Origin of the sequence: Streptomyces marokkonensis, assembly GCF_008312835.1 — a bacterium.
Classification (GTDB): domain Bacteria; phylum Actinomycetota; class Actinomycetes; order Streptomycetales; family Streptomycetaceae; genus Streptomyces; species Streptomyces marokkonensis_A.
Genome location: NZ_VSKS01000003.1, coordinates 149,372 through 174,327, shown reverse-complemented (window position 1 = coordinate 174,327; position 24,956 = coordinate 149,372). Strand labels below are relative to the sequence as shown.

Sequence of the window (24,956 nt, the reverse complement as noted above, 5' to 3'; positions counted from 1 at the left end):
GAAACAGTCAGCGTGCCGCGCCCGTGACGATCCAGCGGCCCGAGCGGGTACGCATCCACAGGGTCAGCATGCGCACGGTCATCATCAGCGTCATCGTGGCCCACAGCGCGGTGAGCCCTCCGTCGAATGCCGGGACCAGAAGGGCGGCCGGAGTGAACACCGCGAGGGTCAGCAGCATCGCCCAGGCTAGGTACGGTCCGTCTCCCGCGCCCATCAGCACTCCGTCCAAAACGAAGACGATGCCGCAGATCGGCTGCGACAGTGCGACGAGTACAAGCGCGGGCAGTGCAGCGTCCTTGACCGTGGCGTCGCTGGTGAACAGGGGCAGGAAGACGGGCCGGGCGAGTATCACCAGGACGCCGAGGACGACACCGACCGCGATACCCCACTCGACCATGCGACGGCATGCCTCGCGGGCTCCTTGGGCGTCGCCGGCCCCGAGATAACGGCCGATGATGGCCTGCCCGGCGATGGCGATGGCGTCCAGTGCGAACGCGAGCAGGCTCCACAGGGAAAGGATGATCTGGTGGGCCGCGATGTCGGAGTCGCCCAAGCGGGCGGCGACGGCCGTCGCGATCATCAGGATGGCCCGAAGGGAGAGGGTGCGCACCAGAAGTGGGACACCCGCCTGGGCCGAGGCCCTGATCCCGGCGGCGTCCGGGCGCAGGGATGCCCCGTGCCTGCGCGCTCCGCGGAGCACCACGGTCAGATAGACCGCGGCCATGCCCCATTGCGCGATGACGGTGCCCCAGGCGGAGCCCGCGATACCGAGGTCGGCGCCGTAGACCAAGGCGACATTGAGTACGGCGTTGGCGACGAAGCCGGCGATGGCCACGTAGAGAGGTGTCTTCGTGTTCTGCAGTCCGCGCAGGACACCGGTCGCGGCGAGCACGACGAGCATGGCCGGTATGCCGAGCGTGGAGATCCGGAGATACGTCGTCGCGTAGGGGGCCGCTGTGTCGGAGGCACCGAAGAGGTTCACGAGGGCGGGTGCCGTGGGCAGGACGACGGCCAGGGCGACGGCACCGAGGAGCAGCGCCAGCCAGATACCGTCCATGCCCTGGCGGATGGCTGACGGGAGGTCGCCTGCTCCGACGCGCCGGGCGACGGCGGCCGTGGTCGCGTAGGCCAGGAAGACGAAGACGCTGACGGCGGTCATCAGAAGGGCCGACGCGACGCCGAGCCCGGCGAGCTGCGCCGTCCCGAGATGGCCGACGATGGCGCTGTCGGCCATGACGAACAGCGGCTCGGCGACGAGGGCGCCGAAGGCCGGGACCGCCAGCATGATGATCTCTCGGTCGTGCTGCCGTCGAACGGCTCCGGGGCGCGCGGGGGCCTGTGTCATGTGCACCAATTTAATCGTCCACAGGTAAGAGATGCAAAGCATTCTCGACCCTTACTTGGTGGCGCAGGGTGTGGGCTTGCGTACACCGCATGAAGCGATCTTGATCCGACCGGGAAAGTTTTTCTTCTGCACAGCCGGTGGACGGTAAAGATGCAGGTCAAAGGCCTCGTCTTGGTAGAGTTGGGGGCTTGTTCACAGGGCTGTCCACCGTCTCGTGCACAGGTTTCCCGGAGTTCTCCACAGCATTGGGCGCGTCGTCCACATGGCCTGTGGATAACCAGATTGGCTGACGCTGCCGACAGGCCTACGGTGGTCCGGCGCCCGCTCCGTCCGCCGGTTGCAGAAACGTCACAAATCCGGCGCGCGACAAAAGGAGTTGGGCCTCTTATTTGTCAGTGCCGTGCCGTAGAACAGAGAGGCACGGCGAGGTCCGCTCGGCGGACGGGAGGAGGTGGCTCGGTGAGCATTTCCGAGCCCTTGGACGACCCGTGGGCCGACAGTGGTCCCAGCGATCGTCTGCCCGCCTCCCGCCGACGCGAGGACCGCGGCAGGGGCCGCGACGAACAGCACGACCGCGGCCCGGAAGGCAGCGGGTGGGACGGCGGAGGCTCCGCGTTCGAGAGGGTGCCGCCACAGGATCTCGATGCCGAGCAGTCGGTCCTGGGCGGCATGCTGCTGTCCAAGGACGCCATCGCTGACGTCGTCGAGATCCTCAAGGGCCACGACTTCTACAAGCCGGCCCACGAGACCGTCTACACGGCGATCCTCGACGTCTACGCCAAGGGCGAGCCGGCCGACCCCATCACGATCGCCGCGGAGCTGACCAAACGCGGCGAGATCAACAAGGTCGGCGGGGCCTCGTACCTCCACACCCTCGTCCAGACGGTCCCCACCGCGGCGAACGCGGCGTACTACGCCGAGATCGTGCACGAGCGCGCCGTGCTGCGCCGCCTGGTGGAGGCCGGTACGCGCATCACCCAGATGGGATACGCGGCCGACGACGACGTGGACGAGATCGTCAACCGTGCGCAGGCGGAGATCTACGCCGTCACCGAACAGCGCACGAGCGAGGACTATCTGCCGCTCGGCGACATCATGGAGGGCGCCCTCGACGAGATCGAGGCGATCGGGTCGCGCAGCGGTGAGATGACCGGAGTACCCACCGGGTTCACCGACTTCGACTCGCTCACCAACGGTCTGCACCCGGGGCAGATGATCGTCATCGCCGCTCGTCCCGCGATGGGCAAGTCGACGCTCGCCCTGGACTTCGCACGGGCGGCATCCATCAAGAACAACCTGCCCAGTGTCATCTTCTCGCTCGAGATGGGACGCAACGAGATCGCGATGCGCCTGCTCTCCGCGGAGGCGCGCGTCGCGCTGCACCACATGCGTTCCGGCACGATGACCGACGAGGACTGGACGCGCCTGGCGCGCCGGATGCCGGACGTCTCGGCGGCACCGCTCTACATCGACGACTCCCCGAACCTGTCGATGATGGAGATCCGCGCCAAGTGCCGTCGTCTGAAGCAGCGCAACGATCTGAAGCTGGTCGTCATCGACTACCTCCAGCTGATGCAGTCCGGCGGTTCCAAGCGTGCCGAGAGCCGGCAGCAGGAGGTCTCGGACATGTCCCGTAACCTCAAGCTGCTCGCCAAGGAGCTGGAGGTCCCGGTCATCGCGCTCTCCCAGCTCAACCGTGGTCCGGAGCAGCGCACCGACAAGAAGCCGATGGTCTCCGACCTGCGTGAGTCCGGATCGATCGAGCAGGACGCCGACATGGTCATCCTGCTGCACCGCGAGGACGCCTACGAGAAGGAGTCCCCTCGGGCGGGCGAGGCCGACCTGATCGTGGCGAAGCACCGGAACGGTCCGACGGCGACGATCACGGTCGCCTTCCAGGGCCACTACTCGCGCTTCGTGGACATGGCGCAGACCTGACCGGTCGTCACCACCGCCCACCGTCCTTCGTCCGGCAGGCGTGCTGGACTGAGGGCATGACGACATCTGAGGAAGAACTGCTGCCCGCGACGCGGCGCGCCCTGCTGCACCGCATCGCCGTCGCCCAGAGCGAGGGGCGTGCGCCCTCGCTCGTCGCGGCCGTGGTGCGGGGCGGCAGGACCGTGTGGACGGGGGCACGGACCTCGGTTGCGGTCCATGCCCCGGACGAGAACGTGCAGTACCGGATCGGTTCGATCACCAAGACGTTCACCGCCGTTCTGGTGCTCCGGCTGCGTGACGAGGGGGCACTGGACCTCTCCGACCCGTTGGAGAAGCACCTGCCGGGCACCGGAGTGGGCGAGGCGACCATCGCGGAACTGCTCTCGCACAGCGGTGGGCTGGCCGCCGAGACGCCCGGCCCCTGGTGGGAGCGGACCCCCGGGGCCCTGCGGCCCGGCCTGGCCGACGTGCTGGGCGAACGGCCGCTGCTGCACCCCAGGGGCAGGCGGTTCCACTATTCGAACCCCGGATATGCGCTGCTGGGCGCCCTCGTCGAGGAGCTGCGTGGTGCCCCGTGGGAGGAGGTGCTGCGGCGTGAGGTGCTCGAGCCTCTGTGTCTGCGTCGTACGAGTGCGCGGCCGGAGGCGCCGCACGCCGGCGGGTGGGCGGTGCACCCGTGGGCGGATGTGATGCTGGCCGAGCCCCTGGAGGACCTCGGGCTGATGGCACCCGCCGGTCAACTGTGGTCGACAACAGGGGACTTGGCGCGCTTCATGGCCTTTCTGGCCGAGGGGGACGAGCGAGTGCTGAGTGCCGGGTCGGTGCGGGAGATGAGGACGCCGGCGACACCGGTCGAGGCGGCGGACGTCGCCGACGGCTATGCGTACGGCCTGGGCATGGAGCTCCGCCACCAGCACGGGCGTGCTCTCGTGGGACACACCGGTTCGCTTCCGGGCTTCCTCGCCTGCCTCACGATGGGCGTGGCGGACGATGTGGGCGCGGTCGTCCTGGCCAACTGCACGTCAGGTCCCCCGCCGTTCACGGTGGCCGCCGATCTGGTGCGGATCGTCGCCGAGGCGGAACCCCGTGTCCCCGATCCGTGGCAGCCGCTGCGGGAGGCCGACCCCGCGGTACTGGAACTGGTGGGTCAGTGGTACTGGGGGACGTACGCCTTCGCGCTGCGGCTGTCGGCCGACGGGCTCGTCTCGCTGGAACCGCTGTCCGGCAACGGCCGGCGCTCACGGTTCCGCTCGAACGGGGACGGCACCTGGGTGGGACTGGAGGGTTACTACGCCGGAGAACTCCTGCGGCCCGCGCGGCGGCCGGACGGGGAGGTGAGCCATCTCGACCTGGGCTCATTCGTGTTCACGCGCCGGCCGTATGACGAGGGAGCTCCCGTGCCGGGCGGAGTGGACTCCAAGGGGTGGCGCGGCCTCGGCTAGCCGCTGGCCATCGGCTTCGGGCGAGCCGGTGCGGGGTCATGTTTCACGTGAAACATGACCCCGAGCGCATCGTCAGAGGGGCAGCTTGAAGCCCACGTGGGAGGGCTGGAAGCCGAGACGTTCGTAGAACCGGTGGGCGTCGGTGCGGGTGTTGTCGGAGGTCAGCTGGACCAGTCGGCAACCCTCGCGCCGGGATGTGTCGATCGCCCACTCGATGAGCCGGCTGCCCAGGCCGCTGCCGCGCTCGTCCGCGTGAATGCGGACTCCTTCGATGATCGACCTGGTGGAGCCACGGCGGGACAGTCCCGGAACGATCGTGAGCTGCAGCGTCCCGACGACGCGCCCCTCGCGGACCGCGACGACCACGTGCTGGTTCGGATCGGCGGCGAGCCGTTCCAGTACGGTCAGGTACGGACTGAGGTCGTCCGGGGACTCGCGCTGGGCGCCCAGGGGGTCGTCCGCGAGCATGCCGACGATCGCGGGGAGATCGTCGGCGGCCGCGCTACGTATCTCAAGATCTCCCATGTCGGCACCCTACGCGGGCACCGGCGCCTTCAGTGTCTCCACGGCCCGGACGAGCGGGGCCAGCTCCGGGTTCTTCGCCGCCTCGTCGAGGGCCTCGCGCAGGGCGGTGTCATTGGTCGGCCGTGCCTCTTCGAGGAGATCGAGGCCGGACTCGGTGACGTTGGTGTAGATACCGCGTCGGTCGGTCGGGCACAGATAGCGCTCCAGCAGGCCCCGGTCCTCGAGCCGGGTGACCAGGCGGGTGGTGGCGCTCTGGCTGAGCACGACCGCGTCGGCGACCTGCTTCATCTGGAGATGGCCACCGTCGCCGTCGTGCTGGCGGCTCAGTACGTCGAGCAGGGAGTACTCCCGCACGCTCAGGTCGTGCCGGGTCTGAAGGGCGCGCTCGATGTGGGCCTCGATCCTCCCGTGCAGCAGGGAGAGTGCGCACCAGCCCTGAGCGAGGGCGGTGAGCGCGGGGTCCGTGGCTGTCATGGGCGTTTCCTCCGTCCAGGAGCTCCTGTCACCAGGGTAGGGCACGGCCGCAATAGACGGCGCTTGCAAATAGCCAGCGTCTGCAATTATTGTGATGGCACGTAAAGCGCTCCTGCAATCGTCGGAAGGTTTGTCCCCTCATGCCTCTCGCGCTCCTGGCCCTCGCGATCGGGGCCTTCGGGATCGGAACCACCGAGTTCGTGATCATGGGCTTGCTGCCCGAGGTCGCGGGCGACTTCGGTGTCTCCATCCCCACCGCCGGCCACCTGGTCACCGGCTACGCGCTCGGCGTCATGTTCGGCGCCCCGCTGATGACCGTGCTCGGCACCAGGATCTCCCGCAAGCGAATGCTGATGCTGCTGATGGGGCTGTTCGTCGTCGGGAACCTGCTCTCGGCGCTGGCCCCCACCTTCGGCCTCATGCTCGCGGGACGCGTGGTCGCCTCGCTGGCCCACGGCGCCTTCTTCGGCATCGGTTCGGTGGTCGCGGCCGACCTGGTCGCCCCGGACAAGAAGGCCGGAGCCATCGCCCTGATGTTCACCGGGCTGACCGTCGCCAATGTCGTCGGCGTCCCGCTCGGCACGCTCGTCGGCCAGTCCGCCGGCTGGCGCGTCACCTTCGCCGTCGTCGCCGTCCTCGGCGTCGTCGGCCTGGCCGGTATCGCGAGGCTCGTCCCCGACATGCCCAAGCCAGAGGGCGTACGGCTGCGCCACGAGCTGGCCGCCCTGAAGAACGTCCAGGTCCTGCTCGCCATGGCGATGACCGTCCTCGGCTTCGGCGGCGTCTTCGCGGCCATCACCTACATCGCCCCGATGATGACGCACGTCGCCGGGTACGACGACGGCTCGGTCACCTGGCTGCTGGTCCTGTTCGGCCTCGGCATGGTCGGCGGCAACCTGGTCGGCGGCCGGTTCGCGGACCGCGCCCTGATGCCCATGCTGTACGTGTCCCTGGGCGCCCTCGCCGCCGTCCTCGCGCTGTTCACCCTGACCGCGCACGACAAGGTCGCCGCCGCCGTCACCATCACCCTCATCGGCGGTCTGGGATTCGCCACGGTGCCACCGCTGCAGAAGCGGGTCCTCGACCAGGCGCACGGCGCCCCCACCTTGGCGTCGGCCGTCAACATCGGCGCCTTCAACCTGGGCAACGCGCTGTCCGCCTGGCTCGGCGGCCTGGTGATCGCGGGCGGTCTCGGCTACACCGCCCCCAACTGGGTCGGCGCCGTCCTCGCCGCGGCAGCCCTGGTGCTCGCCTTCGTCTCGGCCGCCCTCGAGCGCCGCACGGGCGAGCCCGGCACGGCGGTCGCCGACGCGGAGCCTGCCGTACGGCCGGCCTCCCTCACCCACTGACCACGGCACCGGAAGGGTGCGGGGCCAGGGCCGCCCCCGCTCCCACCGGTTCCACCGGCACGGCCGCCGGCATCACCCGTACCGCAAGGAGACCCCTCATGAGCACCCCCACCGCCGTCGTCCCGCTCGGCACCGCGGACGCCGAAGCCCTCGTCACCGCCGCACGCCGGGCCGCCGAGGCGGCCGGCGTCACGGTCAGCGTCACCGTTCTCGACGCCGGCGGGCATCCGCTCACCTTCCGCAGGGACGACCGCGCCGTACTGATCTCCGGTGAGACCAGCACGCGCAAGGCGTACACCGCTCTCCAGCTGAACGCGCCCACCGCCGACCTCGCGGACGCCGTGCGCCCCGGAGGCCTCTTCCACACCCTGCCCACCGCCCTCGACCGGCCGCTGCTGTTCATCGCCGGTGGCGTGCCCGTCCGGCGCGACGGCAGGCTGATCGGTGCGATCGGCGTCGGCGGCGGTACCCCGGAGCAGGACCACGCCTTCGCCGCGGCCGCCGTGGAGGCACTCGTCTGACGGCGTGCCCCGTGGCACGCGGCGATGCCGGTCCCCGAGCTCGCGGGACCGGCATCGCGCTGTTGGCGTGTGCGGCTGTCAGGCCGCCGCGACCGTCACCGGGGCGAACCGCCGGCTCCAGTCCCCGGGCAGCTCCGTGATCCCGTACGTCATGACGGCGTTGCACGCGACGGACGCCAGCCCGTGCTCCTTCGCCCAGTCCAGCAGCTCGGCGTGCCGCACGTCGATGTCGGTGCGCAGAGGCCGCCCGGTGTGGGCGGCGAGGGAAGCGATGAGGGCCTTGGCCGTAGCGGTGTCACGGGCGATCAGCGGGCCCACGACCTGGGTGTCCATGTTGGGCCAGGCGGCCGCGTACCCGATGAGCCGGCCGCCCTCCTCGGCGACGCGCAACTGATCGGCGAAGGCGGGCAGCCGCGTGACGATGTGCGTGCGGTCCGTCCCGAACGCCTCCTCGTCGAGCCGGAGGATCGCCGGGAGGTCCTCCGCGGTCGCGGCACGGGTGGCGACCTCCGGCCGGTCACCCGAGGGGACGAAGTGACCCCGCAGCATCTCGGCCCGGCCGGTGACCTTGAACCCGAGCTCCTCGTAGAGCGGCCGGCCGAAGGGGGTCGCGTGCAGCGTGAGGGGCGTGACGCCCATCGCCGAGACGACGTGACGCATCAACCGGCGTCCCACGCCCCGGCGCGCATGCCGTTCGGCGACCAGGACCATGCCGATGGCCGCGAGGTCGGGCCGCTCCCGCGGCCCGTACTCGGTCACGACGCACGCGGTCACCAGGCCGCCGCCGGGGTCGTCGATGCCGTAACCCTTTCCTGCCGCGAGGAGGAGACCCCACTTGTGCTCCTCCCGTGGCCACCCCCGGTCCTCGGACAAGTCGGCGCAGGCGGTGAGATCGCGGAGCGTCAGACGGCGGATGGGCAGAGAGGCGAGGGAAGGTGTCGGCACGCAGGTCAGGCTGTCCGACGAGGACCTTCGGCGTCCACCCGTTTCCGCAGAATCGGCCGAGCTTTCGGCCATATGCGCGAGGCCCGGGGGTCAGCCCAGGTCGGGGGCGTGCATGGCGCGTACGCCCTCGATGTTGCCGTCCAGATAGTGCCGCAGCGACAGCGGCACGAGGTGGACGGAGGCGATACCGACCCGGGTGAACGGCACACGGACGATCTCGTACTCGCCGACGGGTTCGTCGACCTCCGGGCCGTGCCGCAGGGAGGTGTCCATCGATTCCAGGCGGCACACGAAGAAGTGCTGCACCTTCACGCCGGTGGCGCCGCCGTCCTCGCCGATGTGCTCCACGGTGTCGACGAAACAGGGCACCACATCGGTGATCTTCGCGCCGAGTTCCTCGTACACCTCCCTGTGCAGGGCGTCCACGACGGTCGAGTCCTCCGGCTCGACCCCGCCGCCCGGGGTGACCCAGTAGGGATCCATGCCGGGTTTGGTGCGCTTGATCAGAATCAGGTTCTCGCCCTCGAGCAGAACAGCTCGGGCGGTGCGCTTGACCACGGGTCGGACGGTCATGGAGGGAATGTGGCCCGCCTGGTTCCACGTGAAACATCGTGCGATCCACCGGCCGGTCTCCCGCGATGACACTCGCCTCGGCCGGTCAGCACCAGTCGGTGGCGGCCTGCTCCAGCCACTCGTGGGCCCGCGCGATGTGCGGCATCGCCAGTGTGCCGGTGCGGACCACCAGGAAGTACGTGCGCAGCGGCGGCACCGCCGGTTCGTGGAGGGCCACCACCTCGCCCCGCTTCAGCGCACCCGCGCACAGGTAGCGCGGCAGCACCGCGAGCCCCGCCCCCGCGGTGGCGCAGGCCAGCACCGCGCGTAGATCCGGGACGACGACGGTGCCCGGGGCGACCGGCCGGGAGTCGAAGACGGACGCCCAGTAGCGGGCGACGAACGGCAGCGACTCGTGCACCTCGACCACCGGGACCTGCTCCAGGGCGGACGGACCGTTCCGGCGGACCGTGCCGGAGCCGATCCGCCCGGCCCAGCCCGGGGCGGCGACCAGCACGTGCTCCTCGTCGCAGAGCGCGGTCGCCGAGAGCAGGGCCCCGCGTGGCCGGGCCGTGCTGATGGCCAGATCGTGGTGTCCGGCGGCGAGCCCTTCCAGGGTTTCCTCGGCGGTGCCGAAGGAGGCGCGCAGGGCGAAGCCCTGGCCGTCCTCACCGGTCAGCTCCGTGAGCGCGGGCAGCGCCCGCTCGGCGGTGAACTCCGGGGGGCCTGCCAGATGCAGGGTCCGTAAGGAGGAGTCCTCCTCCAGCCCGGACTCGGCGATCTCCACCAGGGCGTCGAGATGCGGTGCTGCCTTGTGGGCGAGCTCGTCCCCGATGGTCGTCGGTGTCACACCGCGCGCCTGCCGCAGGAAGAGGGGCCGCCCCAGCTGCCGCTCGAGCGTCCGTATCTGCGAGGTGACGGCCGGCTGGGAGAGGCCGAGCAGCGCGGCGGCGCGGGTGAAGGAGCCGGCCCGGTGCACGGTCACGAAGGTCCGCAGCAAGGCCAGATCCACGGCACACCCTCCCTTGTCAGCCCCCGCTGCAGGCCGGATGCGGCCAACTATAAATAAGTCGATAGGTCGCTGTCGCTAGGGTGATTGGACACTGACACTGAGTCAACTAGCCTTGGTCGCGCGGTTCTTCGCGCGCAGAACCGAGGACGGTCCGAGCCACGAGGGGGGAGGCTCGGACCGTCCGCCGCGGCGCGCCGGACGCCCGGCGTCCGCCCCCGTGCCCGGCGGCTGGTCAGGCGGCCGATCCGGCCAGGGCACGCAGCACGTCCGCCACCAGGTCCTCCGGGTCCTCGGCGCCCACCGAGAAGCGGATGAAGCCCTCCGGCACCGCGTCCCCGCCCCAGCGCCCGCGCCGCTCCACCGTGGACCGTACGCCGCCGAAGCTCGTCGCGTCGTCCACGAGCCGCAGTGCGTCGAGGAAACGGTCCGCGTGGGCGCGCGTGGGCAGCGTGAAGGAGACCACACACCCGTAGCGCCGCATCTGCTGCGAGGCGATCTTGTGGGAGGGATCGTCGGGCAGCCCCGGATAGCGCAGCCCCGTCACCTCCGGCCGTTCCCGCAGCGCCTGGGCGAGCGCCAGCGCGGTGGCGTTCTGGCGGTCGACGCGCAGCTGGAGCGTGGCGATCGAGCGATGCGCGAGCCAGGCCTCCATGGGACCGGGAATCGCACCGGCGATCTTGCGCCAGCGTCGGACGGCGGCCATGGCCTCCGCGTTGCGGCCGGTGACGTAGCCCAGGAGTACGTCGCCGTGCCCGGTGAGCTGCTTGGTGCCGCTGGCCACCGCGAAGTCGGCGCCGAGTTCCAGCGGGCGCTGGCCGAGCGGCGTCGCGAGGGTGTTGTCGACGGCGACCAGGGCGCCCTGGGCGTGTGCCGCCTCGGCGAGCCGGCGCACGTCGCACACGTCCAGTCCCGGATTCGAGGGCGTCTCGATCCACAGCAGCCTCGCCCCGTCGAGGACGTCGAGCTGGGCGTCACCACCGGTCGGCGCGGTGCGCACCTCGATGCCGTACGTCTCGAGCTGGGCGCGCACCAGGGGCAGCGCCTGGTAACCGTCGTTCGGCAGGACGACCGCGTCCCCGGCGCGGAGCTGGGAGAAGAGCACCGAGGAGATGGCGGCCATGCCCGAGGCGAAGACCAGGGTCTCGGCATCGTCCTGCCCGGGTGCCTCCAGCTCGCCGATGGCCCGTTCCAGCAGCGTCCAGGTCGGGTTCTCGTCCCGGCCGTAGGTGTACGGGCCGGTGGGGTCGCCGGGCAGATGGAAGTGGGCGGCGAACACGGGGCCGGGCAGGGTCGGCTCGTGCTTGACCGGCTCGGGCAGACCGGCCCGTACCGCGCGGGTGCCGTCACCCGCACCGTCGGGGAGCGCCGGGCCGTGGTCCGCACCCGTCGTCGAATCGTTCATGCAGCCTGTCCTTCCACGTGCGCGCGTACGGCGGCGAGCAGCCCTTCGCTCGCCGCCTCCACCATCTCAAGACACGCGTCGAAGCCGTCCGCGCCCCCGTAGTAGGGGTCCGGCACGTCGAGGTCGTCGCCGGCGGCGGGGTCGTACGAACGCAGCAGACGGACCTTGCCGGCGGCCTCCTCCGTCGGGGCGAGCCGCCGCAGTGCCCGGAGGTGGCCGGCATCGAGCGCGACGACGAGGTCGAGGCGCCCGAACCAGGACGGGTCGAACTGCCGGGCCGTGTGCCCGGCGTCGTAGCCGTGTTCCCGCAGCACGGTCACCGTGCGCGGGTCGGCGCCCTCGCCCTCGTGCCAGCCGCCCGTACCGGCGCTGTCCACCTCGACCCGGTCGTCGAGCCCGGCCCCGGCCACCCGCGCGCGGAAGACGGACTCGGCCATCGGGGAGCGGCAGATGTTGCCGGTGCAGACGAAGCAGACGCGGTAGGTCATCGCGCTCGGTCCCCGTCGGGCAGGACGACGTTGAGCGCCCAGGAGACGACGGAGATGATCAGGCCACCGAGTACGGCCGTCCAGAAGCCCTCCACGTGGAAGCTCAGGTCGAGCTGGTCGGCGAGCCAGGAGGTGAGCAGCAGCATCAGCGCGTTCACCACCAGGGTGAACAGTCCGAGCGTCAGAATGAGCAGGGGGAGGCTCAGGAGCTGCACGACCGGCTTGACCAGGAAGTTCACCAGGCCGAAGAGCAGAGCGACCAGGAGCAGGGTGCCGATCTCCTTGCCCGTGCTGTCACCGGTCAGGGTGATCTTGTCGAGCAGCCACACCGCGACCGCGAGGGCGCCCGCGTTGGCGATCGTCTTGACTAGGAAATTCATCATGTGTCTGATCGTGGCAGACACGATCGGGCTTGAGCAGTGAGGCAGGGGCGGGACCAGAAGATGAAGGCATTCCGGCTGGACGAACTGGAGGCGGAGCGGGCCGCCAACGACGGGGCTTACCTGCAGTTCCTGCGGGAGCGGAACATGTCGGTCGGCCTCTACGCCCTGGACGCGGGTGCCCAGGATCCGCAGCAGCCGCACCAGCAGGACGAGGTGTACTTCGTCGTCAGCGGCCGCGCGTCGATCACGGTGGGCCTGGAGACCACGCAGGTGGCGCGCGGCAGCGTCGTGTACGTACCGGCGGGCGTGGCCCACAAGTTCCACCACATCAGCGAGGATCTGCGGGTTCTGGTGGTGTTCTCTCCGCCCGAGAGCTGAGCCGGGCACTCGGGGTTCCCTAGGGGATCGGTCAGGGGAGGACAAGGGATCCGACGCCCCCGCCGGGCCACCCGCCGCCCTAGCATCGGGTGCAGGACATCATCTGACGCGACCCGGCACGTGACGGGCGGAGAAGTAAGGACAAGGGCGATGCGAGAGATCTTCGCGGGACTGCCGTGGTGGGTGAAGTGGATCGCGGTGCCGGTCATCGCTCTGGTGGTGTTCGGCGGGCTGATTGCGAGCGTGGTCGGCTTCGTGATCGGACTGCTCTTCAAGCTGCTGGTGTTCGTGGCGCTGGTCGGCGGCCTGATCTACGTCGTACGCAAGTTCACGTCGAGTTCCTCGTCGCGCGGCGACTGGTGAGATGAGGGGGACCGGTGAGGCGGTAACAGGAATCGCCGGTTCCCTCGGGCGGGGGAAGTTTCTCCGGCGGGCCGTCTGCGTGCGGTGAGGGCCCGTTAGAGTCCGAAACTCGACGCGGGGACGATCCCCGCGAGCGGCGACCCCCACCCGTGTTCCCCGCACGGGCTGCCCCCTCGCGTTTCGGGAGTGACCCTTGGCCACGACTGGCACCGCCTCCGCGCATCTGCCCGCGGTCCCCTCACAGCCCCGCTCCCCGGCGTGCCCCGCACCGGCGCCCGGTGCGACCCTCATCGGATCCGTCCAGCGGGCCATGCGCCTGCTGGAGACCGTCGCCGGCCACGAGTACGGGGCGCCCGCCAAGCAACTGGCCCGCGAGACCGGACTGGCGCTCCCCACCACCTACCACCTGCTGCGCACCCTGGTGCACGAGGGTTATCTGCGCCGGGACAAGGGGCTGTTCTTCCTGGGGGAGGCCGCTGAGCGGCTGAGCGGCAGCGGAGCACAGCAGAAACGTCGCAGCAAGGTCGTCGACACCCTCGCGCGCTGGCGGGACGCGATCGGTGTCCCCGTGTACTACGCGGTGTACCGCGAGGGCGAGATCGACGTGGTCTGCGTCGCCGACACGCCGGGCAACCCCGCGGTCGAGGAGTGGGCCGACTTCCGGGAGACCGGCCACGCCCACGCCATCGGGCAGTGCCTGCTCTCCCAGCTCGGCGAGGAGGCACGCCGCGACCACCTGGACCGCTATCCCGTGCGTCCCGTCACGCCGTACACCGTGCGCGACGATCACAGTCTGCTCAGACGCCTGGACCGGACCCGGCGCATGGAGCTGGTCACGGAGCGCCAGGAGTACGCCCTCGGGGCGGTGTGCGCGGCGATCCCGATCACCGTGGGCACCACGGCGGCCTCGGTGGCCATCTCCCTGCCCGCACATCAGGCCGACCGGCTGGTCCCCGCGGCCCGGCATCTGCAGGCCGAACTGGGGCGCCTGCTCGGGTCGCTGGCGCTGTCTATCAGTATCTGAAAACTCACTCCTTGTGATCTGCTGTGTACGTTCAGCAAGATTCCATGTGGTGTCAGAGTCCGTGCCCGGCCAGTCCGCGGCAAATGACGGGGTAGGCGATGCGCGAATCCGTACAGGCAGAGGTCATGATGAGCTTTCTCGTGTCGGAGGAGCTGTCCTTCCGCATCCCGGTGGAGCTGCGCTACGACACCTGTGATCCCTACGCCGTGCGCCTGACCTTCCACTTGCCCGGGGACGCTCCTGTGACCTGGGCGTTCGGCCGGGAACTGCTGATCGACGGTGTCGGCCGGCCGTGCGGTGAGGGGGACGTCCGCGTCTCGCCGGTCGACGCGGACATGCTGGGCGAGGTGCTCATCCGGCTCCAGGTCGGAAACGACCAGGCGCTGTTCCGTTCGTCGACCGCCCCGCTCGTGGCGTTCCTCGACCGCACCGACAAGCTGGTGCCGCTGGGCCAGGAAGGTGCGCTCGCCGACTTCGACGCCCACCTCGACGACGCACTCGACCGGATCCTCGCGGAGCAGGGCGCCGGCTGAAGGCGTCCCACCGGGCGGGTGGGCCGGTGGCGGAACGCTTCAGCGCGTTCCGCCCCGCTCGACGGGTATCAGCGCTTGCGGCGCCTGCCCCTCCCGCCGCGGCCCGGAGCCGACCGGGCGTCCGGCACCGGTGGGTGCCCCTGGCTCCGGCCCTGCTCCCGTCCCTGTCCCGGCGTCCGAGCCGTCGGACGGTCGGCTGACACGACCAGCGCGGCCAGGGCCGTGGTGACCGGCACCGAGGCCACCAGACCGATCGAGCCGATCAGGGTGCGCACGATCTCCTCCGCGACCAGCTCGCTGTTGGTGACCGTCCCCACGCCGCTCTGCGCGATGGAGAACAGCAGCAGCAACGGCAGCGCGGCGCCCGCATAGGCGAGGACCAGCGTGTTGACCACGGACGCGATGTGGTCGCGGCCGATCCGGATGCCCGCGCGGTACAGCCCGCGCCGGCCCATCGACGGATTGGCCTCGTGCAGCTCCCAGACCGCGGACGTCTGCGTCACCGTCACGTCGTCGAGCACACCCAGCGAACCGATGATGACGCCGGCCAGCAGCAGGCCGCTCATGTCGATCTCGGGATACAGCCCGTGGATCAGACCGGTGTTGTCGTCGGTGTTGCCGGTGAGCGCGGCCCAGCCGATGAACACCGACCCCAGAATGCCGATCAGCAGCAGCGAGATGAGGGTGCCGAGCACCGCCACCGAGGTACGGGCCGACGGCCCGTGACAGAGATACAGGCCGACCAGCATGATCGCGCTCGCCCCCACCACCGCCACGACCAGCGGGTTCGACCCCTGCAGGATGGCCGGGAGGATGAAGAAGTTCAGCACCAGGAAGCTGATCGTCAGGGCCACCAGCGCCATGACGCCGCGCAGCCGCCCGACCGCCACGACGGCGAGCGCGAAGATGCCGGCGAGCAGCGCGAGGGGGAAGCGCCGGTTCACGTCGGTGACCGAGTACTGCAGGTCCTCGGGCGCGGAGGGCTCGTAGGCGACCACGACCTCCTGACCCTCGCTCAGCTGCCGGGACTGGTCCGGCTGCACGATCTCGTCGAACGTACGGCCCTTGTCGTCGCCGGTGTCGACCCTGATCGTCGCCTTCTTGCAGGTACCGTCCGCCTGCTGCTGGGCGGAGGAACCCTCGGCGGTGGAGGTGTCACCGGTCGGGACGCCGCCGGAGGCGTTCACGGACTGGCAGCTCACCTCCACCACCTTGGTGACCGTGGCCTGCTGTGTCTGCCGGTCGAAGCCCACACCGGTGCGTTCGTGAGCCGGGGCGCCGCCCGGCCACAGCACCGCGAGACCGATCAGCACCGCCGCGGCGAACGGGATCAGGATCGCCGCGATGACTTTGCGCAGATGCTGGGAGACGGGAGCCGCCGGGCCGTGGCTGTGACTGTGTCCGTGCCCGCTCGCGGCGCCTGTGCCGTGCGGAGGGTCGGGCGGCGGAAACGGAGGAGGCTGAGTCGGGGTCACCGACCGATCATCGCAAGAACGAAGGGGGCCCTCTGTTCACCGCGCCAGAAATCACGCTAGCGTGGAGGCACCTTTTGTACAACGCGGGAGCTCGGAGCACCGGGCTGAGAGGGCGCTGACCTCCGTCCCAGCGACGTTTCACATGAAACATCACCGAAGCCGAGTGATGTTTCCCACGGAACGCCGACGGACGGACACCGCTGCGTCGACCGCCGAACCTGTTACCGGGTAATGCCGGCGTAGGGAGTAGGTCTCATGACCAACAAGGACGCACGCACGCCTGCCTCCACGCAGAACCCGACGGAGACGTCGGCGAACGGAGAGGCCGGGAAGTCCGTGGGCTGGCACAAGGCGTACGTCGAGGGCACCCGCCCCGACCTGCGGGTGCCGGTCCGTCAGGTGCACCTCACCAACGGCCAGTCGGTCACGCTGTACGACACATCGGGCCCGTACACCGATCCACTCGTCGACACCGACGTCCGCAGGGGTTTGGCACCCCTGCGGGAGAACTGGATCATCGCTCGCGGTGACACGGAGGAGTACGCGGGCCGTCCCGTCCGTCCCGAGGACGACGGCATCAAGCACACCTCTCCGCGCGGGGGCCTGCGCAACCTGGACGCCGTCTTCCCCGGCCGCCCGCGCCTGCCGCGGCGGGGCCGTGCGGGGCAGGCGGTCACGCAGCTGGCATACGCGCGCCGCGGGGAGATCACCCCCGAGATGGAGTTCGTGGCCGTCCGGGAGAACGTCTCCCCCGAGGTGGTTCGCGAGGAGATCGCGGCGGGCCGGGCCGTGCTGCCCGCGAACGTCAACCACCCGGAGATCGAGCCGATGATCATCGGCAAGCGGTTCCTGGTGAAGGTCAACGCCAACATCGGCAACTCGGCGGTGACGTCCTCCATCGAGGAGGAGGTGGAGAAGATGACCTGGGCGACCCGCTGGGGTGCCGACACGGTCATGGACCTCTCCACCGGCCGCAACATCCACACCACCCGCGAGTGGGTGCTGCGCAACTCCCCCGTCCCCATCGGCACCGTGCCGCTCTACCAGGCCCTGGAGAAGGTCGACGGCCGGGCCGAGGAGCTGACCTGGGAGATCTACAAGGACACGGTCGTCGAACAGGCCGAGCAGGGCGTGGACTACATGACGGTCCACGCGGGCGTGCGCCTCGCGTACGTACCGCTCACCGCCCACCGCAAGACCGGCATCGTCTCGCGCGGCGGCTCGATCATGGCCGCGTGGTGTCTGGCGCACCACAAGGAGTCGTTCCTGTACGAGAACTTCGAGGAGCTCTGCGAGATCCTCGCCGCGTACGACGTCACGTACTCGCTCGGCGACGGCCTGCGGCCCGGCTCCATCGCGGACGCCAACGACGAGGCGCAGTTCGCGGAGTTGCGCACGCTCGGGGAACTCAACACGATCGCGAAGCGCTTCCACGTGCAGACCATGATCGAAGGCCCGGGACACGTCCCGATGCACAAGATCAAGGAGAACATCGACCTGCAGCAGGAGATCTGCGATGAGGCCCCGTTCTATACGCTCGGCCCGCTGACCACCGACGTCGCGCCGGCGTACGACCACATCACCTCCGGCATCGGTGCGGCGATGATCGCCTGGTGGGGCACGGCCATGCTCTGCTACGTCACGCCCAAGGAACACCTGGGCCTGCCCAACCGCGACGACGTCAAGACCGGCGTCATCACCTACAAGATCGCCGCGCACGCCGCCGACCTCGCCAAGGGGCACCCCGGTGCGCAGGAGTGGGACGACGCGCTGTCCGACGCCCGCTTCGAGTTCAGGTGGGAGGACCAGTTCAACCTCGCCCTCGACCCGGACACGGCACGCGAGTTCCACGACGAGACCCTCCCGGCGGAACCCGCCAAGACGGCCCACTTCTGCTCGATGTGCGGGCCGAAGTTCTGCTCGATGAAGATCTCCCAGGACATCCGGCGTGAGCACGGCGGCAGCCGGGCGGAGATCGAGGAGGGTATGGCCCGCAAGTCGGAGGAGTTCGCGGCGGCGGGCAATCGCGTGTACCTGCCGATCGCGGACTGAGCTTCCGGTGGGGCAGCGGGAGCGGTGCCCGTGACGGACGCCGCTCCCGTGGGGAGGGTTCCCCTCGTCTTCGCCGGCGCGGGTGGGCAGACTGGGCCCATGACAGCGAGTTCGATGAGCAAGGGATCCAATCTTTCCGTCGAGGCCTCCGTGGTGCGTGTCGAGCTCGCTTGGGCGGCCGGGCCCGGGGTGCCCGACATCGACGCCTCCGCGCTGCTGCTGACGGAGGCCGGGCGGGTGCGGGACGACACGGACTTCGTCTTCTACAACCAGCCCCGTCACGCCTCGGACGCCGTGACGCATCTCGGGAAGCGGAACGCCGCCGGTGCCGCGACCGACTCCGTGGAGGTGACGCTGGGCGCGGTCGAACCGGCCGTCGAACGGATCGTGCTGTGCGCGTCGGCCGACGGTGGGACGTTCGGCCAGGTGCCGGGGCTGGTGCTCAGGCTGCTCGACGCCGGGACGGGGACCGAGCTGGCCCGGTTCGACATGGCCGCGGGGACCGAGACCGCCTTCATCGGAGGTGAGCTGTACCGGCGGCAGGGGAAGTGGAAGTTCCGCGCGGTGGGGCAGGGGTACGCCTCCGGGCTCGCCGGGCTGGCCACGGACTTCGGCATCACCGTGGACGAACCCTCCCCGGTGGCCGCCGCACCCGTGGCCTCTCCGGTTCCCCCGCCGCCGCCCGCGCCCGCCCAGGCCCCCGTTCCTCGACCCACCGCCCCCCGTCTCACCAAGGGCGAGGAGCGGCTGCCCGTCGACATGCGCAAGCGGTTGTCCCTGCGCAAGGAGCAGGTGGCGGTCAGTCTCCGCAAGCACGGGGCCACCGGGATCACCGCGCGCGTCGTCCTCGTCCTGGACGCCTCCGGGTCCATGTCGTTCCTGTACTCCAAGGGCGTCGTGGCCGATGTCGTCGAGCGGATGGCCGCGGTCGCCGCGCAACTGGACGACGACGGGGAGATGCAGGCGTGGACCTTCGCCTCGAACCCGGCGCGGTTGCCGGACCTGCGGCTCGGGGAGCTTCCCGAGTGGCTGCGGCTGCACGTGCGCGTGGGGGAGGTGGGCCTCTTCCGGCGCGGGCGCAAGAAGGGACTGGAGCCGAGCCAGGTCGACATGCGGGACGTCGGCATCCAGAACGAGGAGCAGAAGGTCATCGCCGAGGTGCGCGCGTTCGTCCGGGACAACCCGGCGTCCGCTCCGACGCTGGTCCTGTTCTTCTCCGACGGCGGCGTCTACCGCAACAAGGAGATCGAGCGCGAGCTCCGCGAGGCCGTGGAGGAACCCGTCTTCTGGCAGTTCGTGGGACTGGGCAAGTCCAACTACGGCGTGCTGGAGCGGTTCGACACGCTGCCCGGGCGCCGCGTGGACAACGTCGGCTTCTTCGCCGTGGACGACATCAGCACCGTCCCGGACCCGGAGCTGTACGACCGGCTGCTGTCCGAGTTCCCGCTGTGGATCACGGCCGCGGGACGTGCGGGCATCCTCTGAGCGCCGCCGGCGCGTCGCGAATCCGCCCCTGGACCAGCCGTGCGGCCCGCCGCTCGGATCCGGCCCATCCACCCGGCTCGCGCCCCCGACCCGGAGAGCGCAAGCCGACGGACGGGCCACCGGCCGTCCGGACGGTCCGGCTACTCCGGCTGGTGTTCCGGCCCTCCGAAGTCCGGGCTCGAGTAGTCCGGACTGGAGTAGCTCGGCCGTGTGCCACGGGCCGAGCCCTCGTCGGGGCTGGAGAAGCCCGGCCGGTCGTACCCGAGGTGCGGCATACGACTGGCCGGCGCGGGCGGCGCCGTGCGCTGCAGCGCGGAGGCCGTCGCCGGGTCGGTGAGCGCGTCCCGCAGGAACGGGATGATGCCCCGCTCCAGCAGGGCCTCGCGCCAGGCGTCCCTGGCCCGCTTCACCTCCCCGTCGAGCTCGCGGTACGGGCCGCCGAGCGCCGAGGGCTTGTTGCGCAGCGCGGTGAGCAGCAGACCCACGGCGGCGACGAGGACGGCGACCGCCGTCACCGCGCCGAACACCCACCCGGTGGTGAGCATGGTCCGGGCGAACGCGGCCCCGGGGTCGAGCATCCGCAGGATGTATCCGACGAGCAGGAAGATCGCGGCGGCGGTTCCGGCCAGTACGGGTGCCAGGACGGCGACCACGGCCACGGCGCCCGCACCCGCGGTCTCGGCGACCTCCCCCATGGTGACGGCGAACCCCGCCGCGCCCGTGTCCGGCTCGGTGGAGCCGGACTCGCGGCCGGTCGGGGTGGACGGCGCCGGGGGCCGGCGCAGTTCCTCGCGGACCTTCACGTAGTGCTGGTACTCGGTCGCCGCGGCCGCCGTGACGATCGCGGTGGCGTTGAGCGCCATCGTGCGCAGTTGTTCGGAGTTGAGCCGCTGTCCGACGGCGGCCAGTTGCGGGTTGTGTGGTGCGGAGCGCAGCGCCTCATCGAGAATCCGCTCGTATTCCTGGCGGTCCTCGTTCAGCAGGTGCTGCGGAACGCTGTTCATGTGCATCCCCCGATGCTCCGTAGGGCTTGGGGCTCGGCATGCTGACGAGCCGTCGGGCAGAAACGGAGGGGAGCCTGCTACGGATAAGCCGATGGTAGAGCGGTGACGGCGCGCGGTGACAGGGGGTTTACCGAAATTGCCGCTCTCGCGGTGCGGCCGCGGGCCGCCGGAACGCGGCCCGTCGAACGCTCAGACGTTCAGCGGCAGTTGCTGGACCAGCAGTTTTCCGGCCATGGTGACCCCGCCGTCCATCGCGATGGCGAGACCGTCGGCGTAGACGTGCGGTCCGGCGACCACGGGGCCGCTGTCGTCCTCGCCGTCCTCGGACCCGACTTCGCCCAGCAGATACGGGATCGGGCTGTGGCCGTGAACGACCCGGGTGCCGCCGTACGTATCCAGTAGGGAGCGCACCGCGTCGGCGCCGCCCTCGTCGCGGAAGGAGAACCGCTTGGTGAACTTGCGGAACAGGTCCCAGACCTCGTCCGCGTCGTTGCGGGTCAGCGTCTCGCGGACGGTGTCGTTGACCTCTTCGATGGAGTGGCCGTAGTCGAGGTAGGCGGTGGTGTCGGAGTGGAGCAGCAGATGGCCGTCGACCTCCTCGACGGCGTCGAGGCGGGCCATCCACTGCAGGTGGTGGTCCTGGAGGCGGTCCATGTCGGTCTTCTGTCCGCCGTTGAGCAGCCAGGCCGCCTGGAAGGTGGCGGTGCCGGCCCCGGAGTTGACGGGGGTGTCGCCGAACCGCTTGGCGCCGAGCAGCAGCAGTTCGTGGTTGCCCATGAGCGCCTTGCAGTAGCCGCCTGCCGCGGCGGCCTCGGCGGACAGCCGCATCACGAGGTCGATGACGCCGATGCCGTCGGGGCCGCGGTCGGTGAAGTCGCCCAGGAACCACAGCCGCGCGGTGCCGGCGCACCACTGGCCCGCCGCGTCGAGCAGACCCTGCTCCTGGAGGGCGGCCACCAGTTCGTCGAGATAGCCGTGGACGTCGCCGACCACGTACAGCGGTCCCTGGCCCGTGGCGGACTGCGGGGCGGGGACGGACGCGGGGTCGACGGTCACCTGGACAGTGTCACCCCGATTGATGACGGGGAGGTCCCGCTGGGTGGGCGTGTACCCCTCCGGGTAGGTCTCCTCGGCGGGCGGGACGACGTCGCCGGGGTGCGTGCTCTGGGCATACGGACCGGTCTCGTGGACGTACGCGGGTACCCGGAAGTCGCGCAGCGTCGCCGTCCGCTCCACCTCGGGTCCCTGACCGGCCCCCTGAGTCATCGACCCCTCCACCATCGCGCCGCATCTGCACCGCATCGGACTGCCTGGTCGCAGCGGCCCGCGGTGTCGTGGGCCCATCATAGGAATGCGGATCGCGCCGTGTGATGACCCAGGGGTGGTGAATCGGAACGAGACTCCGGTCCACCGCGCCTTTCGCCCCTTTTGAGTCGTTCTGCGACCGCTGGGTGCGCGTCCTCACCGCGCGCCCGCTGCGGTGGCCGACCCGCCTTCTCCCCGGGGCCGGCCCGTTTCCTCCGGAGCGCGGCCGTCGGACGCCCTCGCGGGTCCCCGGTTCACGTCCCCTTCGGCGACCTCGGCGGGCTGACCGTCGTACGGGGCGGCCGGCGCTGTGAGGAGGTGCGCACGATCAGCTCGGTCGGTATGACCTGCTCCACCGGGTGGTCCGAATCGACCCCCTCGATGGCGTCGATCAGCAGCTGGACCACCGCCGTGCCGATCCGGCGGGGCTTCAGGGAGAGCGTGGTGACGGGAGGATCGGTGCTGGCGTAGACGGTGGACTCGCTGCAGCAGACGAGCAGCAGGTCGTCCGGGACGCGCAGGCCGTAACGGCGGGCGGCGGCGAGCAGATCGGTGCCGTTGGGGTCGAAGAGGCCGTAGACGGCGTCGGGACGGTCCGGCCGGGCGAGCAGCCGGTCGGCGGCGACGGCGCCCGCGCACGGATCGTGCGCCGGGTAGGCCTCGTACACCGGATCCTGGCCCACGCGTTCGCACCAGCGCAGATAGGCGGTGGTCGACAGGTGGGTGTAGGTGTCGGTGGTCGTGCCGGTGAGCAGCCCGATGCGGCGGGCACCGGCGTCGGCGAGGTGGTCGAGGATGCCGAGGACGGCGGCCTCGTGGTCGTTGTCGACCCAGGCCGTGACCGGCAGCGAACCGGCAGGGCGGCCGTCGGAGACGACCGGTAATCCCTGGCGGACCAGCTCGCTGACCACCGGATCCTGGTCGGAGGGGTCGATGACGACCGTGCCGTCCAGGGCGACGTTGGACCACACGTCGTGGCGGGAGGTCGCGGGCAGGATGACGAGGGCGTAGCCGCGGGCGAGCGCGGCGGAGGTGGCGGCACGCGCCATTTCCGCGAAGTACGCGAACTCGGTGAAGGTGAAAGGTTCATCCCCGTACGTCGTCACGGTCAGGCCGATGAGTCCGGACTTCCCGGTGCGGAGCGTACGGGCGGCGGCCGAGGGACGGTACCCGAGTCTGTCGGCCACCTCGCGGACGTGGCGCCGGGTGGCGTCCGGGAGCCGGCCCTTGCCGTTGAGGGCGTCGGAGACGGTCGTGATGGAGACTCCGGCGGCGGCGGCCACGTCCCTGATGCCCGCTCGACTCGGCCGGCTGCCTCGGCGTGAGGTTTCCGCGCGGCTCACCTGGTGCTTCCCTGCTGCTGTCATGGCGAGCCGATAGTAGGGCTCATGCGGTGGGGTAGGGCGGACGCATATGCACGCGTTGACAGGCACGTTTCTGCAAGATCATTAAAGGTCAAAAACCTTGGAAGTAAAGGGTGTTGAACGTTCCAATGGCAGGACCTGACGTGCGGGCGCATGCGGGCCTGTCGAGGGTGCGATGTTGCGAAGAGGTCTCAACTCACCTGCACGGGGGATGCGCGCCACGGCGCGAGCCACCGGCGCGTAGATATATGTGCGGCGCGCCCCCGGTCCGCGCGCCGTTCGTACCCCTTCGGGTGACGTTGCCCTTGTTGCCACTGTGACGGAGGAGGCAGACGGGAGCAGCCGTCGCCCCTATACGCAGCGGAGCCGAATCCTCATAAGGTGAGCAGTATTGGATGTCGGCGGCGGTCATGGCCGCCGGTCTTCGCGAGGAGGACTGCGGTGAGCGAGACGAGCCCCAAGCTGCGCGCCGAGCTGGAGGGGATCCCGACGTACAAGCCGGGCAAGCCGGCGGCGGCCGGCGGCCCGGTGGCGTACAAGCTGTCCTCCAACGAGAACCCCTACCCGCCGCTGCCGGGCGTGATGGAGACCGTGGCCGCCTCGGCCTCCTCCTTCAACCGCTACCCGGACATGGCCTGCACGGCTCTGATGGCCGAGCTGTCCGAGCGCTTCGCCGTCCCCGCGACCCACCTGGCCACCGGCACCGGCTCGGTCGGTGTCGCCCAGCAGCTGCTGCAGGCCACCTCGGGCCCCGGCGACGAGGTGATCTACGCCTGGCGGTCCTTCGAGGCGTACCCGATCATCACCCGGATCAGCGGTGCCACCGCGGTCCAGGTCCCGCTGACCCCGGGCGATGTGCACGACCTGGACGCGATGGCCGACGCGATCACCGACCGGACCCGGCTCATCTTCGTCTGCAACCCGAACAACCCGACCGGCACGGTCGTGCGGCGGGCCGAGCTGGAGCGTTTCCTCGACCGGGTGCCCGGTGACGTCCTGGTGGTCCTCGACGAGGCCTACCGTGAGTTCATCCGGGACACCGAGGTGCCGGACGGCGTCGAGATCTACCGGGACCGGCCCAACGTCTGCGTCCTGCGGACCTTCTCCAAGGCGTACGGCCTGGCCGGGCTGCGCGTCGGTTTCGCCATCGCCCACGAGCCGGTGGCCGCGGCGCTGCGCAAGACGGCGGTGCCGTTCGGGGTGAGCCAGATCGCACAGGACGCGGCGATCGCCTCGCTGCGGGCCGAGGACGAGCTGATCGGCCGGGTCGGCTCGCTGGTGTGCGAGCGCAACCGGGTGATGGACGCGCTCCGGGCCCAGGGCTGGACGGTGCCCGAGACCCAGGCCAACTTCGTGTGGCTGCGGCTGGGGGAGCAGACCGTGCCGTTCGCGCAGGCGTGCGAGCATGCGGGTGTGGTGGTCCGGCCGTTCCCCGGGGAGGGCGTGCGGGTCACGATCGGCGAGACCGAGGCGAACGACATCTTCCTGAAGGTGACGGAGGGCTTCCGCAAGGGGCTCTGAGCAGCGCGCGTCCCGGTGCGGCCGGCGGTCCATCCGCCGGCCGCTTCCGTTTGCCCCGCAGGTTCGTGCAAAGGGG

At 70.4% G+C, this 24,956-nt stretch carries 24 protein-coding genes; 11 read left to right on the top strand and 13 right to left on the bottom strand.

Translation table 11 applies throughout. The features are described 5' to 3' along the window. Positions 1-7: 7 nt before the first annotated feature. The gene (locus F1615_RS06420) at positions 8-1,345 is read right to left on the bottom strand and encodes an MATE family efflux transporter (RefSeq protein WP_149547904.1); all 1,338 of its coding nucleotides are present in this window, start codon (positions 1,343-1,345) and stop codon (positions 8-10) included. Between the two features lie 459 nt (positions 1,346-1,804). Between F1615_RS06420 and dnaB the strand changes: the two genes are divergently transcribed. Together dnaB and F1615_RS06410 are read left to right on the top strand one after the other, a co-directional pair. Beyond that, the gene (gene dnaB / locus F1615_RS06415) at positions 1,805-3,283 is read left to right on the top strand and encodes a replicative DNA helicase (protein WP_149547903.1); all 1,479 of its coding nucleotides are present in this window, start codon (positions 1,805-1,807) and stop codon (positions 3,281-3,283) included. Positions 3,284-3,339: 56 nt separating this feature from the next. Continuing rightward, on the top strand, positions 3,340-4,725 hold the full coding sequence (locus tag F1615_RS06410; protein ID WP_149547902.1) for a serine hydrolase domain-containing protein: 1,386 nt from the start codon (positions 3,340-3,342) through the stop codon (positions 4,723-4,725). A 72-nt stretch (positions 4,726-4,797) separates the two neighbouring features. Here the strand turns inward: F1615_RS06410 and F1615_RS06405 are convergent, their stop codons facing one another. Both F1615_RS06405 and F1615_RS06400 read right to left on the bottom strand, forming a co-directional pair. After that, positions 4,798-5,250, bottom strand: coding sequence for a GNAT family N-acetyltransferase (locus tag F1615_RS06405; protein ID WP_149547901.1), 453 nt, complete (start codon positions 5,248-5,250; stop codon positions 4,798-4,800). A 9-nt stretch (positions 5,251-5,259) separates the two neighbouring features. Further along, positions 5,260-5,724, bottom strand: coding sequence for a MarR family winged helix-turn-helix transcriptional regulator (locus tag F1615_RS06400; RefSeq protein WP_149547900.1), 465 nt, complete (start codon positions 5,722-5,724; stop codon positions 5,260-5,262). Between the two features lie 140 nt (positions 5,725-5,864). Between F1615_RS06400 and F1615_RS06395 the strand changes: the two genes are divergently transcribed. Together F1615_RS06395 and F1615_RS06390 are read left to right on the top strand one after the other, a co-directional pair. Next, the gene (locus F1615_RS06395) at positions 5,865-7,073 is read left to right on the top strand and encodes an MFS transporter (RefSeq protein WP_149547899.1); all 1,209 of its coding nucleotides are present in this window, start codon (positions 5,865-5,867) and stop codon (positions 7,071-7,073) included. 98 nt (positions 7,074-7,171) lie between these two features. Further along, positions 7,172-7,594 (top strand): GlcG/HbpS family heme-binding protein, encoded by a 423-nt coding sequence (locus F1615_RS06390; protein ID WP_149547898.1) that lies wholly within the window; start codon positions 7,172-7,174, stop codon positions 7,592-7,594. Positions 7,595-7,672: 78 nt separating this feature from the next. On the opposite strand, the gene F1615_RS06385 is transcribed toward F1615_RS06390, so the two are convergent. The 6 genes from F1615_RS06385 to F1615_RS06360 form a co-directional block, all read right to left on the bottom strand. Beyond that, complete coding sequence (locus F1615_RS06385) at positions 7,673-8,539, bottom strand: GNAT family N-acetyltransferase (RefSeq protein WP_149547897.1); 867 nt, start codon at positions 8,537-8,539, stop codon at positions 7,673-7,675. Between the two features lie 90 nt (positions 8,540-8,629). Then, positions 8,630-9,112, bottom strand: coding sequence for an NUDIX domain-containing protein (locus tag F1615_RS06380; RefSeq protein ID WP_149547896.1), 483 nt, complete (start codon positions 9,110-9,112; stop codon positions 8,630-8,632). Positions 9,113-9,197: 85 nt separating this feature from the next. Continuing rightward, entirely contained in the window at positions 9,198-10,103 is a 906-nt protein-coding gene (locus F1615_RS06375; RefSeq protein ID WP_149547895.1) for a LysR family transcriptional regulator, read from the bottom strand. A 232-nt stretch (positions 10,104-10,335) separates the two neighbouring features. After that, entirely contained in the window at positions 10,336-11,505 is a 1,170-nt protein-coding gene (locus F1615_RS06370) for a cystathionine gamma-lyase (RefSeq protein ID WP_149547894.1), read from the bottom strand. Next, on the bottom strand, positions 11,502-11,993 hold the full coding sequence (locus F1615_RS06365) for a low molecular weight protein-tyrosine-phosphatase (protein ID WP_149547893.1): 492 nt from the start codon (positions 11,991-11,993) through the stop codon (positions 11,502-11,504). Before F1615_RS06365 ends, F1615_RS06370 begins: the two co-directional genes overlap by 4 nt. After that, a complete protein-coding gene (locus F1615_RS06360; RefSeq protein ID WP_149547892.1) occupies positions 11,990-12,376 on the bottom strand; it encodes a phage holin family protein in 387 nt (128 codons plus the stop codon). The genes F1615_RS06365 and F1615_RS06360 overlap by 4 nt, the downstream gene beginning before the upstream one ends. 60 nt (positions 12,377-12,436) lie before the next feature. Here F1615_RS06360 and F1615_RS06355 point away from each other — a divergent pair, with 60 nt between their 5' ends. The 4 genes from F1615_RS06355 to F1615_RS06340 all read left to right on the top strand — a co-directional run bounded on the left by F1615_RS06355 (position 12,437) and on the right by F1615_RS06340 (position 14,674). Beyond that, entirely contained in the window at positions 12,437-12,754 is a 318-nt protein-coding gene (locus F1615_RS06355) for a cupin domain-containing protein (protein WP_149547891.1), read from the top strand. Between the two features lie 150 nt (positions 12,755-12,904). Next, the gene (locus F1615_RS06350) at positions 12,905-13,117 is read left to right on the top strand and encodes a DUF5326 family protein (protein WP_055621019.1); all 213 of its coding nucleotides are present in this window, start codon (positions 12,905-12,907) and stop codon (positions 13,115-13,117) included. 310 nt (positions 13,118-13,427) lie between these two features. After that, positions 13,428-14,141 carry an IclR family transcriptional regulator domain-containing protein gene (locus F1615_RS06345; RefSeq protein WP_149548220.1) on the top strand — a complete coding sequence of 238 codons (714 nt, stop codon included), beginning with the start codon at positions 13,428-13,430 and terminating at the stop codon, positions 14,139-14,141. Positions 14,142-14,239: 98 nt separating this feature from the next. Continuing rightward, positions 14,240-14,674: an SsgA family sporulation/cell division regulator gene (locus F1615_RS06340; protein ID WP_149547890.1), complete on the top strand. Its 435-nt coding sequence runs from the start codon at positions 14,240-14,242 to the stop codon at positions 14,672-14,674. Positions 14,675-14,742: 68 nt separating this feature from the next. Here the strand turns inward: F1615_RS06340 and F1615_RS06335 are convergent, their stop codons facing one another. After that, on the bottom strand, positions 14,743-16,149 hold the full coding sequence (locus F1615_RS06335; protein WP_149547889.1) for a YibE/F family protein: 1,407 nt from the start codon (positions 16,147-16,149) through the stop codon (positions 14,743-14,745). A gap of 255 nt (positions 16,150-16,404) precedes the next feature. Here F1615_RS06335 and thiC point away from each other — a divergent pair, with 255 nt between their 5' ends. Both thiC and F1615_RS06325 read left to right on the top strand, forming a co-directional pair. After that, on the top strand, positions 16,405-18,201 hold the full coding sequence (gene thiC, locus F1615_RS06330) for a phosphomethylpyrimidine synthase ThiC (protein WP_149547888.1): 1,797 nt from the start codon (positions 16,405-16,407) through the stop codon (positions 18,199-18,201). 99 nt (positions 18,202-18,300) lie between these two features. After that, positions 18,301-19,686, top strand: coding sequence for a VWA domain-containing protein (locus tag F1615_RS06325; RefSeq protein WP_149547887.1), 1,386 nt, complete (start codon positions 18,301-18,303; stop codon positions 19,684-19,686). Positions 19,687-19,826: 140 nt separating this feature from the next. Here the strand turns inward: F1615_RS06325 and F1615_RS06320 are convergent, their stop codons facing one another. The 3 genes from F1615_RS06320 to F1615_RS06310 form a co-directional block, all read right to left on the bottom strand. After that, complete coding sequence (locus F1615_RS06320; protein ID WP_149547886.1) at positions 19,827-20,696, bottom strand: hypothetical protein; 870 nt, start codon at positions 20,694-20,696, stop codon at positions 19,827-19,829. Between the two features lie 183 nt (positions 20,697-20,879). Further along, positions 20,880-21,971: a metallophosphoesterase gene (locus F1615_RS06315; protein WP_149547885.1), complete on the bottom strand. Its 1,092-nt coding sequence runs from the start codon at positions 21,969-21,971 to the stop codon at positions 20,880-20,882. Positions 21,972-22,249: 278 nt separating this feature from the next. Further along, positions 22,250-23,362, bottom strand: coding sequence for a LacI family DNA-binding transcriptional regulator (locus tag F1615_RS06310; protein WP_149547884.1), 1,113 nt, complete (start codon positions 23,360-23,362; stop codon positions 22,250-22,252). 438 nt (positions 23,363-23,800) lie between these two features. Here F1615_RS06310 and hisC point away from each other — a divergent pair, with 438 nt between their 5' ends. After that, positions 23,801-24,880 carry a histidinol-phosphate transaminase gene (gene hisC / locus F1615_RS06305; protein ID WP_149547883.1) on the top strand — a complete coding sequence of 360 codons (1,080 nt, stop codon included), beginning with the start codon at positions 23,801-23,803 and terminating at the stop codon, positions 24,878-24,880. Positions 24,881-24,956 lie beyond the last annotated feature (76 nt).

Bases quoted from the DNA above. Each gene is read 5' to 3' on its own strand.
- F1615_RS06400 (WP_149547900.1), bottom strand. From the start codon at position 5,724: ATGACAGCCACGGACCCCGCGCTCACCGCCCTCGCTCAGGGCTGGTGC.
- F1615_RS06365 (WP_149547893.1), bottom strand. From the start codon at position 11,993: ATGACCTACCGCGTCTGCTTCGTCTGCACCGGCAACATCTGCCGCTCC.
- F1615_RS06390 (WP_149547898.1), top strand. From the start codon at position 7,172: ATGAGCACCCCCACCGCCGTCGTCCCGCTCGGCACCGCGGACGCCGAA.
- F1615_RS06325 (WP_149547887.1), top strand. From the start codon at position 18,301: ATGACAGCGAGTTCGATGAGCAAGGGATCCAATCTTTCCGTCGAGGCC.
- thiC (WP_149547888.1), top strand. From the start codon at position 16,405: ATGACCAACAAGGACGCACGCACGCCTGCCTCCACGCAGAACCCGACG.
- F1615_RS06355 (WP_149547891.1), top strand. From the start codon at position 12,437: ATGAAGGCATTCCGGCTGGACGAACTGGAGGCGGAGCGGGCCGCCAAC.
- F1615_RS06315 (WP_149547885.1), bottom strand. From the start codon at position 21,971: ATGGTGGAGGGGTCGATGACTCAGGGGGCCGGTCAGGGACCCGAGGTG.
- F1615_RS06410 (WP_149547902.1), top strand. From the start codon at position 3,340: ATGACGACATCTGAGGAAGAACTGCTGCCCGCGACGCGGCGCGCCCTG.
- F1615_RS06370 (WP_149547894.1), bottom strand. From the start codon at position 11,505: ATGAACGATTCGACGACGGGTGCGGACCACGGCCCGGCGCTCCCCGAC.
- F1615_RS06360 (WP_149547892.1), bottom strand. From the start codon at position 12,376: ATGATGAATTTCCTAGTCAAGACGATCGCCAACGCGGGCGCCCTCGCG.
- F1615_RS06320 (WP_149547886.1), bottom strand. From the start codon at position 20,696: ATGCACATGAACAGCGTTCCGCAGCACCTGCTGAACGAGGACCGCCAG.
- F1615_RS06420 (WP_149547904.1), bottom strand. From the start codon at position 1,345: ATGACACAGGCCCCCGCGCGCCCCGGAGCCGTTCGACGGCAGCACGAC.
- F1615_RS06340 (WP_149547890.1), top strand. From the start codon at position 14,240: ATGCGCGAATCCGTACAGGCAGAGGTCATGATGAGCTTTCTCGTGTCG.
- F1615_RS06345 (WP_149548220.1), top strand. From the start codon at position 13,428: ATGCGCCTGCTGGAGACCGTCGCCGGCCACGAGTACGGGGCGCCCGCC.
- F1615_RS06310 (WP_149547884.1), bottom strand. From the start codon at position 23,362: ATGACAGCAGCAGGGAAGCACCAGGTGAGCCGCGCGGAAACCTCACGC.
- F1615_RS06395 (WP_149547899.1), top strand. From the start codon at position 5,865: ATGCCTCTCGCGCTCCTGGCCCTCGCGATCGGGGCCTTCGGGATCGGA.
- F1615_RS06405 (WP_149547901.1), bottom strand. From the start codon at position 5,250: ATGGGAGATCTTGAGATACGTAGCGCGGCCGCCGACGATCTCCCCGCG.
- F1615_RS06350 (WP_055621019.1), top strand. From the start codon at position 12,905: ATGCGAGAGATCTTCGCGGGACTGCCGTGGTGGGTGAAGTGGATCGCG.
- F1615_RS06380 (WP_149547896.1), bottom strand. From the start codon at position 9,112: ATGACCGTCCGACCCGTGGTCAAGCGCACCGCCCGAGCTGTTCTGCTC.